This window comes from Pseudarthrobacter sp. Y6 (assembly GCF_050156205.1).
Lineage (GTDB): Bacteria > Actinomycetota > Actinomycetes > Actinomycetales > Micrococcaceae > Arthrobacter.
Window position 1 is genome coordinate 97,075 of record NZ_CP189574.1, and the last position, 13,805, is coordinate 110,879.

Sequence of the window (13,805 nt, forward strand, 5' to 3'; positions counted from 1 at the left end):
GAAAGGTGCCTGCGCCTAGTAGGCCAGGGCGCGGTCCAGCGCCTCGAGGATGCGGTCGATGTCGGGGAGGTAGTCTTCCTCGACTTTCGCCACCGGGTACGGCATGTGGAAGCCGCCCACACGGATCACGGGTGCTTCCAGCGCAAGGAACGCCCGCTCACTGACGCGGGCTGCGATCTCGCCGCCGATGCCGCCGAAGGTCGGTGCCTCATGCGCCACAACGAGCCGGCCTGTCTTCTTGGCGGACGCCGTGACGGTGTCGAAGTCGATCGGCGAAATGGAGCGCAGGTCGATGACCTCGATGCTGTGGCCGTCCTCGGCAGCGGCGTCGGCAGCGGCAAGGGCCACCGGCACGAGCGGTCCGTAGGCCACCACTGTGGCGTCCGTGCCCTCGCGGAGCACATGCGCTTTGAAGGGATCGGCCGAAGCGCCGGGCGAATCGGTGTCGACCTCGCCCTTGAGCCAGTAGCGGCGCTTGGGTTCAAAGACGATCACTGGGTCCTGGCACTCCACTGCCTGCCGGATCATCCAGTAGGCGTCGTGGGCGTTGGACGGTGTGATGATCCGCAGGCCGGCCGTGTGGGCGAACAGCGCCTCCGGTGATTCCGAATGGTGCTCAATGGAGCCGATACCGCCGCCGTAAGGGATCCGCACAACGACGGGAACGGTGAGGTTGCCGTTGCTGCGGGCGTGCATCTTGGCCAGCTGGGTGGTGATCTGGTTGAAGCCGGGGAACACAAACCCGTCAAACTGGATCTCGCAGACGGGCAGGTAGCCGCGCAGGGCAAGGCCGATGGCCGTGCCGATGATGCCGGACTCCGCGAGCGGCGTGTCCACCACACGGTCCGCGCCGAACTCCGCGAGGAGGCCGTCGGTGACGCGGTAGACGCCGCCCAAGGCCCCGATGTCCTCGCCCATGAGCAGGGTCCGCGGGTTGTTGTCCAGGGTGGCGCGCAGGCCCTCGTTAATGGCCTTGGCTATGGTCATGGTGGTCATCAGCGGGCCACTCCTGTCGATGCTTCATCGGGGTCCGCGCTGTCGCGCTCCGGCGTTTCGGCGAACCCTGCGCTGTATTCCTCAAACCAGGCCAGTTCCTCGGCCACCAGGGGGTGGGCCTCGACGTAGGTGTTGGCGAAGGCGGTCCGGATGTCCGGGGCCTCGAGGTCGTAGGTGGTCTTGCGGACATAGGCGGCGAGTTCGTCGCCGTCGGCCTTGACCTGTTCAAAGAACGCGTCATCGGCAAGTCCCTCGGCCCGCAGGTACTTTTCCAGGCGGTCAAGCGGGTCTTTGGCGCGCCACAGGGTTTCCTCTGCGGATTCCCGGTACTTCGTGGGGTCATCAGCTGTGGTGTGCGCACCGACGCGGTACGTGAACGCCTCGATCAGCACCGGACCGTTGCCCTCGCGGGCATGTTCGAGCGCCCACTCGGTCACGGCGTGGACGGCGATCGCATCGTTGCCGTCCACCCGGACTCCCGGGAAACCGTAACCCTTGGCACGGTTGGACAGCGGAATGCGGGTCTGCACCGAGCTGGGAACGGAGATGGCCCAGTGGTTGTTCTGGCAGAAGAACACCACCGGCGCGTTGTAGGAGGAGGCGAACACCATGGATTCGTGGACGTCGCCCTCGGAGCTGGCACCGTCACCGAAGTAGACCATCACGGCAGCCTTGGGCTCGGCCGGCCGGTCCTGCGCCCCATCCGCGGCGACTGCAGCGGCCGCGAGCTTCTGGTCCCGCTGGATCCCCATGGCGTACCCGACGGCGTGCGGTGTCTGCGCGGCGAGGACCAGGGTGTAGAGATGGAAGTTGGTGTCCTTCGGGTTCCAGCCACCGTTCGAGACGCCGCGGAACTGGCGCAGGAGCTCCGCGAGGTCCACATTGCGGGTCAGCGCCACGCCATGCTCGCGGTAGGTGGGGAAGATGTAGTCCTGCGGCTGGCTGGCCCGCCCGGAGCCGATCTGCGCGGCCTCCTGGCCGGTCAGCGGGACCCACAGCGCCAGCTGGCCTTGGCGCTGGAGTGCGGTTGCCTCCACATCAAAGCGGCGGATCTTGGCCATGTCAGCGTAGAAGCCACACAGCTTTTCACCGTCCAGCCGCTCGGCGTACGCCGAGAAAACCGGGTCTGTCCCCAGGGTCCCGTCAGGCGCCAGCAGCTGCACCATAGGCTCGGCCGGGTTGCCCAGTTGGGCCTCGGCCGCGGCCTCGAGCTGGTCGTCTGCCGCTGTCTCATCGAACTCGGTGGAGGGCAGATGTGTGGCGCCCATACCGTCTCCTTGCTTGCCGCATGCGGATGCATTTGCAATGTCGCTGGGATATATGCCACTTGAGGAATGCATTCCCCTGCTGGCATATATATTGGCTTACTGATCCTTACTTTATCTTCAGTAGGTGCCGCTCCTGATACATGTTAAGCGCTAGGAACGTCGTGGCGCCTTTGTATAGTTCGCACAGAGCTCGAGGAAGCGGCTGTTGGCCTCCGGCTCGCCGATGCTGACCCGCACGCCTTCACCGCCGAAAGCGCGTACCGACAGCGCCTGTGCGCCCGCCAGCTCGGCAAATTCTGAGCTGTTTTCGCCCAGGTTCAACCAGACGAAGTTGCCCTGCGCCTCGGGTACAAACCAGCCGAGTTCACGCAGCCCGGAGGTTACCCGGGTTCGTTCGTCCACAATACTTTGTACCCTTTCTACAACCAGCGGGTAATTCTGCAGCGAGACAATGGCAGCCTGTTCGGCGATCTGTGACACGGCGAAGGGCGTGGCGGCCACGCGCAAGTGCTGGGTCAATCCGGGGTTCGAGACGCTGTAGCCCACGCGGAGGCCCGCCAGCCCGTGCGCCTTGGAGAACGTCCGGAGCACCACAACGTTCGCGTATTTGCGGTACATCCCGATGCCGTCCACGCCATCGTTGGCCCGGACGAATTCCTGGTAGGCCTCATCAATAACCACCACGACGTCGGACGGGACCGCCTGGATGAACCGCTCCGTTTCGGCAGTGGTCAGGATGGGACCGGTGGGGTTGTTCGGGGTGCAGAGCAGGATGACCCTGGTGCGGACCGTGACGGCTGCAGCCATGGCATCCAGGTCGTGACGTCCCTCTGCCGTCAGCGGGATGCGGACGCTTTCCGCGCCCACCAGGCCCACGCTGATGGGGTAGGCCTCGAAGGAGCGCCACGCATAGATCACTTCGTCCGCTTTGCCGTCGTCGTTCTGGCCGGCGAACGTGGACAGCAGCTGGTTGAGGGCGCCGAGGCTTCCGGCGCCGGTGACCACGTCCTCGGCCGGCACCGCCAGGAACTCGGCGAGCGCCGCACGAAGCTTGCTGCTGAGCGGGTCGGGGTAGCGGTTGAAGTCCGTCTGGTTGGAAATGGCCTCCAGCACTGCCGGCAGCGGGGGCAGGGGGTTCTCGTTGGAGGAAAGCTTGTAGCTGGCCAGCCCATCCACGGCGACGGGAGGCTTGCCTGCGGCGTAGCGGGGAAGCCGGCCCACCACGGGGCGCGGCCGGATTTCGCCGGGCAGGATCTGTGATGAAGTCATGCAAACTAGCCTACTTCGCCCGAACGGCACGGGCCGGGGCGGGGCTCAGGGTCAGTGTGACAGCATGGGCGTATGCGCTCATTTATTGTTCGGGTCCTCATCAACGGGCTGGCCCTCTGGATTGCCAGCTGGATACTGCCGGGCTTGGATATCTCTACTTCGGCCACTACCGAGGCGGTGGCCAACACGGGCGTAATGCAGGGCACGGAGACCATTGGCCTCATTCTCGCGTACCTGTTCATCGGGTTAATCTTCGGCGTGGTGAACGCGTTTGTCCGCCCCCTGGTCAGCTTCCTGTCCTTGCCCATCACCATCCTCACGCTGGGCCTGTTCACCATCGTCATCAACGCCGCCATGCTGTATCTGACGTCCTGGCTCAGCAGTTACACGCCGGTGCATTTCACCATCGACTCGTTCTTTTGGACGGCGGTCCTCGCCGCCATTATTATCACGCTCATTTCGCTGGTGGCGGGCAGGGTGCCAGGCGGCCGCCGGCGCTAGACCGAATCGGTCAGCGGCGCTGCTCAACGGCGTCGCTCGGCATACCGGCTTCCTGACGATACCGGCCGGTCCGCTTCTGGCGGTTGCGGCGGGGATTGCGGCATGGGCGTCGGCTCCGGCCCGCGCACGCTCGCCGGCTCGGGGGGCTTCGTTCGCGTCAGTGCGAAGCGTGTGGCCGTTGCCGTGCCGCCGGCTCCCAGCACGCCGGCAAGAACCGCGGTTGACGCCATGAGGGAGGGATCGTCGCTCTCCGCGACGAGCCGCGCGCCTCCCGTGTAGTTGCTGAGCCGATGGCCCGGACCAATACCGAAATCGTCACCTTCAGGCGTGGTTACAGGGTTGTTGAGGGTCACCGTAACCCGGTTTCCAGCGTCCGTGTTCGGTGTGCCGTCAGTTCCGGGCACCCAATCCTGCCTGTGCTCCAGATGGAGAGCAGTGACGTCGGCGTCCGGAACAATGCCACCTACGGGGGACCCTGCCGTGAGCACATATTTCATGTCGTACTCGCTGAGGAACAGTTCGTCGGCGGCGAGGTTCATGGCATGGATTCCCCCTTGGCTGTAGCCGACGGCCACTACTGGCGATCCTTTCTCGGCGCCAGTGGCCCGCAAAGCTTCCAGCACGGCCGCGTTGACTTCCGCGGAGCGGTGACCCAAACCTTCAACGATGCCCGCTTCATCGAAGGGGTTGGCCCCGCCCAGTTCACCGCCGGCCTGCGTTCCGGGAATGACCACCACGTAGGCCTTCTGTCCCCCGTTATCCACCTCGATGACTTCCACGTAGCCCTCACCTCGCTCACCGATGACCCGCGCCCGTTCAAGCAGCGCGGCCAGAGAACCATCGAATTCAACAGACAGCGTCTCCTTCCGGTCCACCGTCACCGGACGCGGCTGCAGGGTACGGACGGAACTTCCTGCCGCGCCATTGAGCAAAGGAACGGCGGACGCGACGTGCCTGCCGGCCGCCATGTCTACCCCGAGTGCCACGAAAAAGCGTTCCGGCGAGACTGCCAGCAAGGCAGCCATGGCCAAGGGGCCAGTGGCAAGTTCCGCGACTTCCCTGTTTGGAACAAAGCCCAACCCGAGATCTACCGCTTGCCGACCGAGAGTTTCGGTGCTGGTCAGGCCGCCGCCCATACCGCGCGAGAATCCCGCCCATGCTTCCGCCGTCTCGTAGTCCCTTTTGCAGTCCCGTACCTGCTGGCTGATGCGCTGCAGCTCCGTCCTGACCGCCTGGACGCTCCACTGCGCCTCTCCGACGCCAATCAGGGCCGCCGTGCCGGTGGGACGCGCTTCGTCCTGGTACGGGCACAGGTCTTCCCAGATGCGGCGAACCTCCACTTCCACGGCAGCCAACTCCTCCGCAGCGGCGTCGAGCTTTTCGGCGCCGCCCATGAGTTCCTCCAACTGAAAACTGATTCCGCCAACGCCGCCCCTGATTTCCAGGCCCCCGTCCATGGCAGGCCCTGTCAGCTGTATTGGTCCGCCGCTGCCCGACGGCGTCACCTCGCCCATCAGTACCGCCCCGCTTGGTTGCCGGCCGAAGTTCCCACCGCCTGCGCATGGCGTCTCACCGAAGCCAATGCATCCTCGAGCCGCACGCGCGCAGTTCCAAGCGCCACCTCCTGGAGGGCTACCGAATTCCGGTATGCCCGCCCCGCGGGCGACTGCCAGTCCAGGAGGTGGATCTCGCGAAAGCCGCCGAGGACCTTTTCCACCCTCCCCAAGCAAAGGTCAACCCGGGCCGCCAACTGCTGAACCTCATAACCGCGGGACATGCATGCCGCCATGTCCGCTGCCGTCACGTCACTGCCCATGCCCGTTCCCCCTCCCGGGTACCCGTACGAATATCTGATCCGTCAATGACAATGTCTGAACCCCGACGCTACGGAAAGCCGCCCACACGGCGGAAGCACCGCCGTCGGCTATGTGGACAAGTCACGCCGCTGTTCACATCAGACGGACCGCTTAAGCGGCAGTGAAGAGTTCATGAAACAATCAGCACATGCCTGAAACTGCCGCCACAGCTGATACCCGCACGCCCTCCGGACGTCTGGCCCTCGCCGCGTCACCGGACCAGATCGCCCTGGGTCCGCTGGACGGCCGCTACCAGTCCGCCGTCGCGCCCCTCGTTGATTACCTGTCCGAGGCAGCCCTGAACCGTGACCGTGTGGCCGTGGAAGTCGAATGGCTCATCCACCTGACCAGCAACAACGTCCTCCCCGGCGCAGGCCAACTCACTGCGGAACAGCAGGAAAAGCTCCGCGCGATCGTCACCGAATTCGACTCCGCCTCGGTGTCCGAGCTGGCCGAAATCGAAGCCGTCACCGTCCATGACGTGAAGGCAGTGGAGTACTACATCGGCCGCCGCCTGCCCGCCGTCGGCATCGAGAACCTGACCGCCCTGGTCCACTTCGGCTGCACGTCCGAGGACATCAACAACCTCTCCTACGCCCTGGGCGTCAAGGGTGCTGTGGAGGACGTGTGGCTGCCCGCCGCACGCGCCCTCGTTGCCCAGATCAGCAAGATGGCCGAGGACAACCGCGCGGTCCCCATGCTGTCCCGCACGCACGGCCAGCCCGCTACGCCCACCACCCTAGGCAAGGAACTGGCCGTCATCGCGCACCGCCTGACCCGCCAGCTGGACCGGATCGCGAAGACCGAATACCTGGGCAAGATCAACGGCGCCACCGGCACGTACGCAGCCCACGTGGCCTCTGTCCCCGGCGCTGACTGGCAGCAGGTGGCCAAGTCCTTCGTCGAGGGCCTGGGCCTGGCCTGGAACCCGTTGACCACCCAGATCGAAAGCCACGACTGGCAGGCCGAGCTCTACGCCGACGTCGCCCGGTTCAACCGGATCCTGCACAACGTCTGCACGGACATGTGGAGCTACATCTCCATCGGCTACTTCGCCCAGATCCCCGTGGCCGGCGCCACCGGGTCCTCCACGATGCCGCACAAGGTCAACCCCATCCGGTTCGAGAACGCCGAGGCCAACCTGGAAATCTCCTCCGGCCTCCTGGACGTGCTGGGCTCCACGCTGGTGACCTCCCGTTGGCAGCGCGACCTTACCGACTCCTCCAGCCAGCGCAACATCGGTGTGGCATTCGGCCACTCCCTCCTGGCGATCTCCAATGTGGCCAAGGGCCTGGACCGCCTCGACGTTGCCGAAGACGTGCTCGCCGGCGACCTGGACACCAACTGGGAAGTCCTGGGTGAGGCCATCCAGATGGTCATGCGCGCCGAGGCGATCGCCGGCGTTGAAGGCATGGAAAACCCGTACGAGCGGCTCAAGGACCTCACCCGCGGCCAGCGTGTGGATGCCACCCGCATGCAGGAGTTCGTTCAGAGCCTGGGACTCTCCCCCGAGGCCGAGGCGCGGCTGCTCGCCCTCACGCCCGGCAAGTACACCGGCATCGCGGACCAGCTGGTGGACCACCTCAAGTAAGCAGCCCGGTGGTTGAGCGTATAGAACTACCGGCCATAAACGTACGACGGCGGCGCCGGGTCCTTTGAGGGCCCGGCGCCTTCCTTTTGGGTTGCGGTGGCCGCGCCCGGTTCGTTCCCGCCCAGTTGCCGGCCCGGCCACAGGCGTAGCACGGGCGACACACCGTGTCTTGCCACCCGCGGGCACCGGCAACTGGGCAGGAACGCACGACGTCGGACCGGCAGGCAGGCAGGCAGACGACGGATCTCGCCGCCGGATGCGAAACTGGAGTCATGAAGCTGCTCCTCATCCGCCACGGACAGACCCCCGGCAACGTACTCGGCCAGCTGGACACCGCGCACCCCGGGCCCGGGCTGACCGAGCTGGGCGAACGCCAGGCAGAGGCCATGGCACGGTCCCTGGCCAACGAGCAGATAGGCGCCCTATACGCATCAACGCTTCTGCGGACCCAGATCACGGCCGCCCCGCTGTCCCGGCTCCACGGGATTGAGGCTGAAGTCCTGGATGGACTGCACGAAATCGAAGCAGGGGCACTGGAGAAACTGACCGACCACGAGTCGCACATGCGATACATGGGGACAGTGTTCGCGTGGGCCGCCGGTGACTTGGACCGCAGGATGCCTGCCGGCCCGGACGGCCACGAGTTTTTCGAGCGGTTCGACGCCGCCATCAACCGGATTGCCGAGCGCGCGGCCAGCAATGGGGGCTCCGCCGTCGCGGCCGTGGTGAGTCATGGCGCCGCCATCCGCACCTGGACAGGGCTCCGCGCCGCCGGCGCCGACCATGAGTTCGCGGCCCGGCATGTCCTGTCCAACACCGGCATCGTGGCCTTGGAAGGGGACCCCGGCGCCGGCTGGAAGCTGATCCACTGGGACGGGAGCCCGGTGGGCGGCCTCGCTCTTGCGGATCCGACAGCCGAGGACCCCACCGGCACCCAGGGGTAGCAGGCAAGTTCTCCATCCCCTTACGCACAGGAAACACGGCGTTAATGGTGAGCTCGTATGCTTGATCTGCATCACCCTTCGGCGAAACGAGGCAGTCATGCAGACCAATCCGCGGCTCAACATCCGGTCCGTCACCTGGTCCAACCCCGTGGGCGCCGATCTGCGCAGGGCCCAGCAGGCAGAACTGGACGCCCGCTTCGGTACGCCTGACCACGAACCGGGGACCCCGCCGTCGGGCGCTGACTGTGCCGTGTTCCTGGTGGCGTACGACAAAGGCTCGGGACAGCCCGTGGGCTGCGGCGGGCTCCGGCTCCTGGACAGCGCCCAGGCCGAAATCAAGCGGCTCTACGTGCTCCCGTATACGCGCGGATCGGGCGTGGCCAGCTCCATCCTGGCTGCCCTCGAAGCCGAGGCACACAAGCAGGGCATCACACGCATCAAGGCCGAAGCAGGCTCGGCGCAGCCGGACGGCCGGAACTTCTACCAGAACTCCGGCTTCGAATCCGTCCCCAACTTTGGCGCTTACGTGGGAGTGGAGCATTCATACTGCTACGCCAAGTCGATTGACTCGCACAGCGCCGCCCACACTGCCATGGCCTGAGCCAAATCCGGGCGGCGGTCCGTTACACAACAACTGCCACCACGTAACCTGCGCCGCGGCACGCTAACCTCGCCATATGGAATCCACTGACATCACCTTCCGCACCCGCAAATGGATCCGGCCGGAGGACCTGAACGCCAACGGGACCCTCTTCGGCGGAAGCCTGCTGAAATGGATCGATGAGGAAGCCGCGATCTACGCCATCCTCCAGCTCGGCAACGGCCGCGCGGTCACGAAGTACATCTCGGAGATCAACTTCGTGAGCTCCGCGGTGCAGGGAGACCTGGTGGAAATGGGCCTGACCGCAACTCGCTTCGGCCGGACGTCATTGACCATGCGCGCCGAAGTCCGCAACATGATCACGCGCCAGAGCATCCTCACCATCGAAGAGATCGTCTTTGTGAACCTCAGCCCGGCCGGCAAGCCCGAGCCCCACGGCTACACCGAAATCACGTATGAGCGGGACAGGATTCCCACTCATCACCTGACCGAAACCCTCATTCAGGACTGACGACGGCGGGACGCGCCTTGCGCCGTCCGGCCCCCGCCTGCCTCCACAACATTCACCGCGCGTTTACGCGCTGTGCCCTGAATGTTCCGGCAATGGGGCCAGACTCGACAGCTGGGTTGTTTATCGAATCGATAGCTTTAAAGGCCCCCAGATGTCGTGCCCAGCTATAGGCTTGCCGGACAATGCTTCGAGACAAGTCCAGAAATGAGTCCTGATCGTGCGTAAATTGCAGACTTTGATGGCAGCCGCCGTCGCCGTTACCCTGCTGGCCGGCTGCGGCGCCGGTGCGGCAACCCCCGCCGCGTCCGGCGATCCCTCCCCCTCTTCCGGTGCTCCTTCCGGCGAAACGCTGGTGGTCTATACGAATTCCAATGGTGAAGGCCGGGGTGAGTGGTTGACCGCGGAGGCCGCGAAAGCCGGCTTTAAGGTCGAAGTTGTAGGCGCCGGCGGAGCAGACGCCACCAACAAGCTGATCGCCGAAAAGAACAACCCGATTGCTGATGTGGCGTTTGGACTGAACAACATGTACTTCGCACAGATCAAGGCCGCGGACGCCCTTGAGGCCTACAAACCGGCGTGGGCAGGCGAAGTTGACCAAGCCCTCGGTGACGGGGAGGCCTATTGGCCGCTGGTAAAGCAGGCCATCCTCCTGGGCTACAACTCAGACAAGGTCACCGCCGATGCCGCTCCCAAGGACTGGACGGATCTCTGGACCAAGGACGAATTCAAGGACCGCTACGAGCGGGTCACGGGCATAGGTACAGCCACGGCGCAGCTGGTGTTCGCCGGTATCCTCACCCGCTACAAGGACGACTCCGGTGACCTCGGCATTTCCGATGAGGGCTGGAAGCAGGCGGAGCAATACTTCCAGCACGGCAGCCCCGCGGTGCCCAAGACTGATCTTTTTGCCCGCATAGCCAGCGGCGAAGCGGACATGGGCCAGATGCCGTCCTCGATCATCGCCGAACGTGAGAAGACCTTCAAGGTCAACGTGGAGACCGTCAAGCCGTCGGTCGGCGTTCCCCTCGCCGTGGAGCAGGTGGCCCTGGTCAAGGGGACAGACAAGAAGGAAGAGGCGCAGAAGTTCATCGACTGGTTCGGCAGCGCGGACGTCCAGGGCGCCTGGGCCAAGCAGTTCAACTCGATGCCAGTGAACAAGAGCGCAGCAGCGCAGGCCAACCCTGACGTGGTGGACTTCTTCGCCGGCCTCAAGCAGCAGGACATTGACTGGGAATTCGTCCAGGAAAACATGGGCTCGTGGGTGGAGAAAATCGAGCTGGAGTACATGCAGTAATCGTCCCTACCCTCCCAGTCCCACTCAGACAGGTTTTGCCATGATCCGCTTGGTCAACATCGAAGTCACGTTCGGCGATTTTACTGCCATCCCCAACCTTGACCTCCATGTCAGGCCGGGAGAATTCTTCACCCTGCTGGGTCCATCCGGCTGCGGCAAAACGACGGCGCTGCGTACGCTGGCAGGGTTCATTGAACCCTCCAAGGGAACCGTGAACGTGGACGGGAAGAACGTCACGAAGCTGCCCAGCGACAAACGCCAGGTGGGCATGGTGTTCCAGAACTATGCGCTGTTCCCCAGCATGAGCATTTGGGAAAACATCGCGTTCGGCCTCCGGGTCCGAAAGGAGAAATCAGCCGAAAGCGACCGCCTGGTGCGCGACATCGCGCACCGCGTGGAGCTCAGCGATGAACAGCTGCATAAGAACGTGGCGGAGCTTTCGGGCGGCCAGCAGCAACGCGTGGCAGTTGCCCGCGCCCTGGTGCTCAAGCCCAAGATCCTGCTCCTGGACGAACCGCTGTCCAACCTGGACGCGAAGCTCAGGCACCAGTTGCGCCAGCAGCTCAAGGACCTGCAAAGCGAGTTCGGGATCACCACGGTCTACGTAACGCACGACCAGGATGAGGCCCTGGCCATGAGCGACCGGGTGGCTGTCTTCAACAAGGGCGTGGTGGAGCAGGTGGGCACACCCCAGAGCATCTACGACCAGGCAGCCACGGAATTTGTCTGCAACTTCATCGGTGACAGTTCCGCCCTCACTCGCGAGTTCATGGCCGAGGTGAACCGGATCTCCGGCGCCGGACTCAGCCTCGCAGCGAACTCTTACCTCCGTGTGGAAAAGGCGTCCCTTAACCCGCCCGCGAACGGCGGAACCGCCGTCGGCCTTTCCGGGAAAGTGGTGTCACGCACCTACCACGGCCTCCACAGCCGCTATGTTGTGCGCAGCCACGGCGCGGAGATCCGGCTGCTGGTCAAGGAGGACGGCGGTGTGCACCCGGCGGCCGGCGCCCCGACCACCCTTTACGTCCAGCCCAGACACATCCTGCAGTACCACCCGGACAGCGGCAGGGCGCTCGACAGACAGGACCAGGCAGTGTCCCTGCCATGAGCGCTCCGTCCGCCAAGAGTATGGTCCGCTCCCCGTTCGTCCTGATCGTGGGCGTGATCCTCACTTGGTTCATCGCGGCGTTCCTGGTGTGGCCCAACCTCAACGTCCTGATTGCCACGTTCTTTCCGGACGGCAGCTTCTCCGGCCGTGCCGCCGAAAAACTGTTTTCCTCGCAGCGGGCCATGAAGTCCCTGGGCAACAGCTTCCTGCTGGCCGTGGCCCTGTCCGTCACGGTCAACGTGGTGGGGATTTTCATTGTGCTGGTCACGCAGTACTTCAGGATCCGCGGGTCACGAATCCTGTTCCTGGGCTACGCCTCCACGTTCATCTACGGCGGGATCGTGCTGGCCGCAGGCTACAAGTTCATTTACGGGGACAAGGGCATCGTCACATCCCTGCTGGTGAGAGTGTTTCCCACTATGGATCCGGCGTGGTTCTCCGGCTTCTTTGCAGTCCTGGTAGTGATGACCTTCGCCACCACCACCAACCACATGCTGTTCGTGGCCAACGCGCTTAAAGGTGTGGATTACCAGACCATCGAGGCCGCCAAAAACCTCGGCGCGTCCGACTGGACCATTCTGCGCCGCGTTGTCCTTCCCATGCTCAAGCCCACGCTGTTCGCCGTCACCATCCTGTCCTTCCTCACCGGCCTGGGTGCCCTCAGTGCCCCCCAGGTGCTGGGTGGCAGGGATTTCCAGACCATCACTCCCATGATCCTGACCTTCACCAACAGCCCCACGTCCCGGGACCTGGCAGCCCTCCTTGCCGTCATCCTTGGCGTGGCCACCATGCTGATGCTCGCGGTAATGTCACGGCTGGAAAAGGGCGGCACGTACTTCTCGGTCTCCAAGGTTTCGTCGGCCCTGCAGAAACAGCAGATCAGCAACCCGTCGGCCAACGCCGTCGTCCACACCATCGCCTATCTGCTGTTCGCGGTGTACACGCTGCCGGTGGTGCTGATTGTGGTGTACTCGTTTGCCGACGGCGCCGCCATCCAAACCGGGCAGATCTCCTTCGGCAGCCTCACCCTGGACAATTACGCGCGGGTCCTGACACAGCAGTCGGGGCTCCGGCCGTTCATCATCAGCGTCGTTTACAGTGCACTCGCCGCCATCATCGCGGTGGTCGGGCTGCTGTTTGTGGCCCGGCTGCTGCAAAAATACAAGAACTGGGTCACCACGGTTTTCGAGTACCTGCTCCACATCCCTTGGATCCTGCCGTCGGCGCTCCTCGCCCTGGGCCTGATCATCAGCTACGACCACCCCAATCCGCTGGTGGGCGGTGCGGTGCTCACCGGCACCACAGTGATCCTGCTGATCGCGTTCGTGACCGTCAAGATCCCATTCACCCTCCGCATGCTCAAGGCATCTTTCGCCTCGGTGAACTCGTCACTGGAGGAAGCTGCGGCCATCATGGGTGCAAAGACCCTCTACGTGTTCCGCCGCATCCTCCTGCCATTGGTGCTTCCGGCCGCTGCCGCCATTACAGCCCTGAATTTCAACAGCATGCTGGACGACTACGACACCGCCATCTTCCTGGCCCACCCGCTGGTCCAGCCCCTTGGCCTGGTCATCAAGGCGAACACCGATGGCGCTGAAGGCGTAGCCGGCGTGGCCAACACGTTCGTATACACCGTGCTGCTGATGGTCATTACCGGATTGACGATGTACTTGGTCTACGGCCGGACCAGCAGAGGCCGCGCAACGCAGAAGCGCCCCCGCGGGATCCCGGCCGCGCCGGTTCCGGGTTCCTCGTTGGGCGACGTTTCGGGCGACAAGAAGCCTGCGGCTCCCGTGCGCTGACCGGCCGGCGGAACAGAGTCCGACGGCGGCGGAGCAACGTCCACGGGGCGGGCGGCAGCCGCGT

Annotated in this window: 13 protein-coding genes; 8 read left to right on the top strand and 5 right to left on the bottom strand. The window is 64.5% G+C overall.

The window, feature by feature from the left end:
- Positions 1-15: 15 nt before the first annotated feature.
- The 3 genes from ACQCSW_RS00475 to ACQCSW_RS00485 form a co-directional block, all read right to left on the bottom strand.
- Positions 16-996 carry an alpha-ketoacid dehydrogenase subunit beta gene (locus tag ACQCSW_RS00475; RefSeq protein ID WP_111908307.1) on the bottom strand — a complete coding sequence of 327 codons (981 nt, stop codon included), beginning with the start codon at positions 994-996 and terminating at the stop codon, positions 16-18.
- Positions 996-2,264, bottom strand: coding sequence for a thiamine pyrophosphate-dependent dehydrogenase E1 component subunit alpha (locus tag ACQCSW_RS00480; protein WP_426988958.1), 1,269 nt, complete (start codon positions 2,262-2,264; stop codon positions 996-998). The genes ACQCSW_RS00475 and ACQCSW_RS00480 overlap by 1 nt, the downstream gene beginning before the upstream one ends.
- Before the next feature lie 150 nt (positions 2,265-2,414).
- Complete coding sequence (locus ACQCSW_RS00485; protein ID WP_426988960.1) at positions 2,415-3,533, bottom strand: histidinol-phosphate transaminase; 1,119 nt, start codon at positions 3,531-3,533, stop codon at positions 2,415-2,417.
- A gap of 72 nt (positions 3,534-3,605) precedes the next feature.
- On the opposite strand from ACQCSW_RS00485, the gene ACQCSW_RS00490 reads away from it, so the two are divergent.
- The gene (locus ACQCSW_RS00490; RefSeq protein WP_426988962.1) at positions 3,606-4,034 is read left to right on the top strand and encodes a phage holin family protein; all 429 of its coding nucleotides are present in this window, start codon (positions 3,606-3,608) and stop codon (positions 4,032-4,034) included.
- Between the two features lie 23 nt (positions 4,035-4,057).
- On the opposite strand, the gene ACQCSW_RS00495 is transcribed toward ACQCSW_RS00490, so the two are convergent.
- Positions 4,058-5,548 (bottom strand): hypothetical protein, encoded by a 1,491-nt coding sequence (locus tag ACQCSW_RS00495; protein WP_426988964.1) that lies wholly within the window; start codon positions 5,546-5,548, stop codon positions 4,058-4,060.
- Positions 5,548-5,850, bottom strand: a complete 303-nt coding sequence (locus ACQCSW_RS00500) for a hypothetical protein (RefSeq protein ID WP_426988966.1) — start codon at positions 5,848-5,850, stop codon at positions 5,548-5,550. Before ACQCSW_RS00500 ends, ACQCSW_RS00495 begins: the two co-directional genes overlap by 1 nt.
- A 188-nt stretch (positions 5,851-6,038) precedes the next feature.
- Here ACQCSW_RS00500 and purB point away from each other — a divergent pair, with 188 nt between their 5' ends.
- The 7 genes from purB (at position 6,039) to ACQCSW_RS00535 (ending at position 13,741) form a co-directional block, all read left to right on the top strand.
- Entirely contained in the window at positions 6,039-7,481 is a 1,443-nt protein-coding gene (gene purB, locus ACQCSW_RS00505; RefSeq protein ID WP_426988968.1) for an adenylosuccinate lyase, read from the top strand.
- A gap of 272 nt (positions 7,482-7,753) precedes the next feature.
- Positions 7,754-8,425 carry a histidine phosphatase family protein gene (locus ACQCSW_RS00510; RefSeq protein WP_426988970.1) on the top strand — a complete coding sequence of 224 codons (672 nt, stop codon included), beginning with the start codon at positions 7,754-7,756 and terminating at the stop codon, positions 8,423-8,425.
- 97 nt (positions 8,426-8,522) lie between these two features.
- Positions 8,523-9,026 (top strand): GNAT family N-acetyltransferase, encoded by a 504-nt coding sequence (locus ACQCSW_RS00515; RefSeq protein WP_426988972.1) that lies wholly within the window; start codon positions 8,523-8,525, stop codon positions 9,024-9,026.
- Positions 9,027-9,102: 76 nt separating this feature from the next.
- A complete protein-coding gene (locus ACQCSW_RS00520) occupies positions 9,103-9,537 on the top strand; it encodes an acyl-CoA thioesterase (RefSeq protein ID WP_082575848.1) in 435 nt (144 codons plus the stop codon).
- Between the two features lie 217 nt (positions 9,538-9,754).
- Entirely contained in the window at positions 9,755-10,831 is a 1,077-nt protein-coding gene (locus tag ACQCSW_RS00525; RefSeq protein WP_426988974.1) for an extracellular solute-binding protein, read from the top strand.
- A 40-nt stretch (positions 10,832-10,871) separates the two neighbouring features.
- Positions 10,872-11,939 carry an ABC transporter ATP-binding protein gene (locus ACQCSW_RS00530; RefSeq protein ID WP_426988976.1) on the top strand — a complete coding sequence of 356 codons (1,068 nt, stop codon included), beginning with the start codon at positions 10,872-10,874 and terminating at the stop codon, positions 11,937-11,939.
- Positions 11,936-13,741, top strand: coding sequence for an ABC transporter permease (locus ACQCSW_RS00535; RefSeq protein ID WP_426988978.1), 1,806 nt, complete (start codon positions 11,936-11,938; stop codon positions 13,739-13,741). The genes ACQCSW_RS00530 and ACQCSW_RS00535 overlap by 4 nt, the downstream gene beginning before the upstream one ends.
- Positions 13,742-13,805 lie beyond the last annotated feature (64 nt).

Coding starts and splice junctions, on each gene's coding strand:
- ACQCSW_RS00475 (WP_111908307.1), bottom strand. CDS start 996: ATGACCACCATGACCATAGCCAAGGCCATTAACGAGGGCCTGCGCGCC.
- ACQCSW_RS00480 (WP_426988958.1), bottom strand. CDS start 2,264: ATGGGCGCCACACATCTGCCCTCCACCGAGTTCGATGAGACAGCGGCA.
- ACQCSW_RS00485 (WP_426988960.1), bottom strand. CDS start 3,533: ATGACTTCATCACAGATCCTGCCCGGCGAAATCCGGCCGCGCCCCGTG.
- ACQCSW_RS00490 (WP_426988962.1), top strand. CDS start 3,606: ATGCGCTCATTTATTGTTCGGGTCCTCATCAACGGGCTGGCCCTCTGG.
- ACQCSW_RS00495 (WP_426988964.1), bottom strand. CDS start 5,548: ATGGGCGAGGTGACGCCGTCGGGCAGCGGCGGACCAATACAGCTGACA.
- ACQCSW_RS00500 (WP_426988966.1), bottom strand. CDS start 5,850: ATGGGCAGTGACGTGACGGCAGCGGACATGGCGGCATGCATGTCCCGC.
- purB (WP_426988968.1), top strand. CDS start 6,039: ATGCCTGAAACTGCCGCCACAGCTGATACCCGCACGCCCTCCGGACGT.
- ACQCSW_RS00510 (WP_426988970.1), top strand. CDS start 7,754: ATGAAGCTGCTCCTCATCCGCCACGGACAGACCCCCGGCAACGTACTC.
- ACQCSW_RS00515 (WP_426988972.1), top strand. CDS start 8,523: ATGCAGACCAATCCGCGGCTCAACATCCGGTCCGTCACCTGGTCCAAC.
- ACQCSW_RS00520 (WP_082575848.1), top strand. CDS start 9,103: ATGGAATCCACTGACATCACCTTCCGCACCCGCAAATGGATCCGGCCG.
- ACQCSW_RS00530 (WP_426988976.1), top strand. CDS start 10,872: ATGATCCGCTTGGTCAACATCGAAGTCACGTTCGGCGATTTTACTGCC.
- ACQCSW_RS00535 (WP_426988978.1), top strand. CDS start 11,936: ATGAGCGCTCCGTCCGCCAAGAGTATGGTCCGCTCCCCGTTCGTCCTG.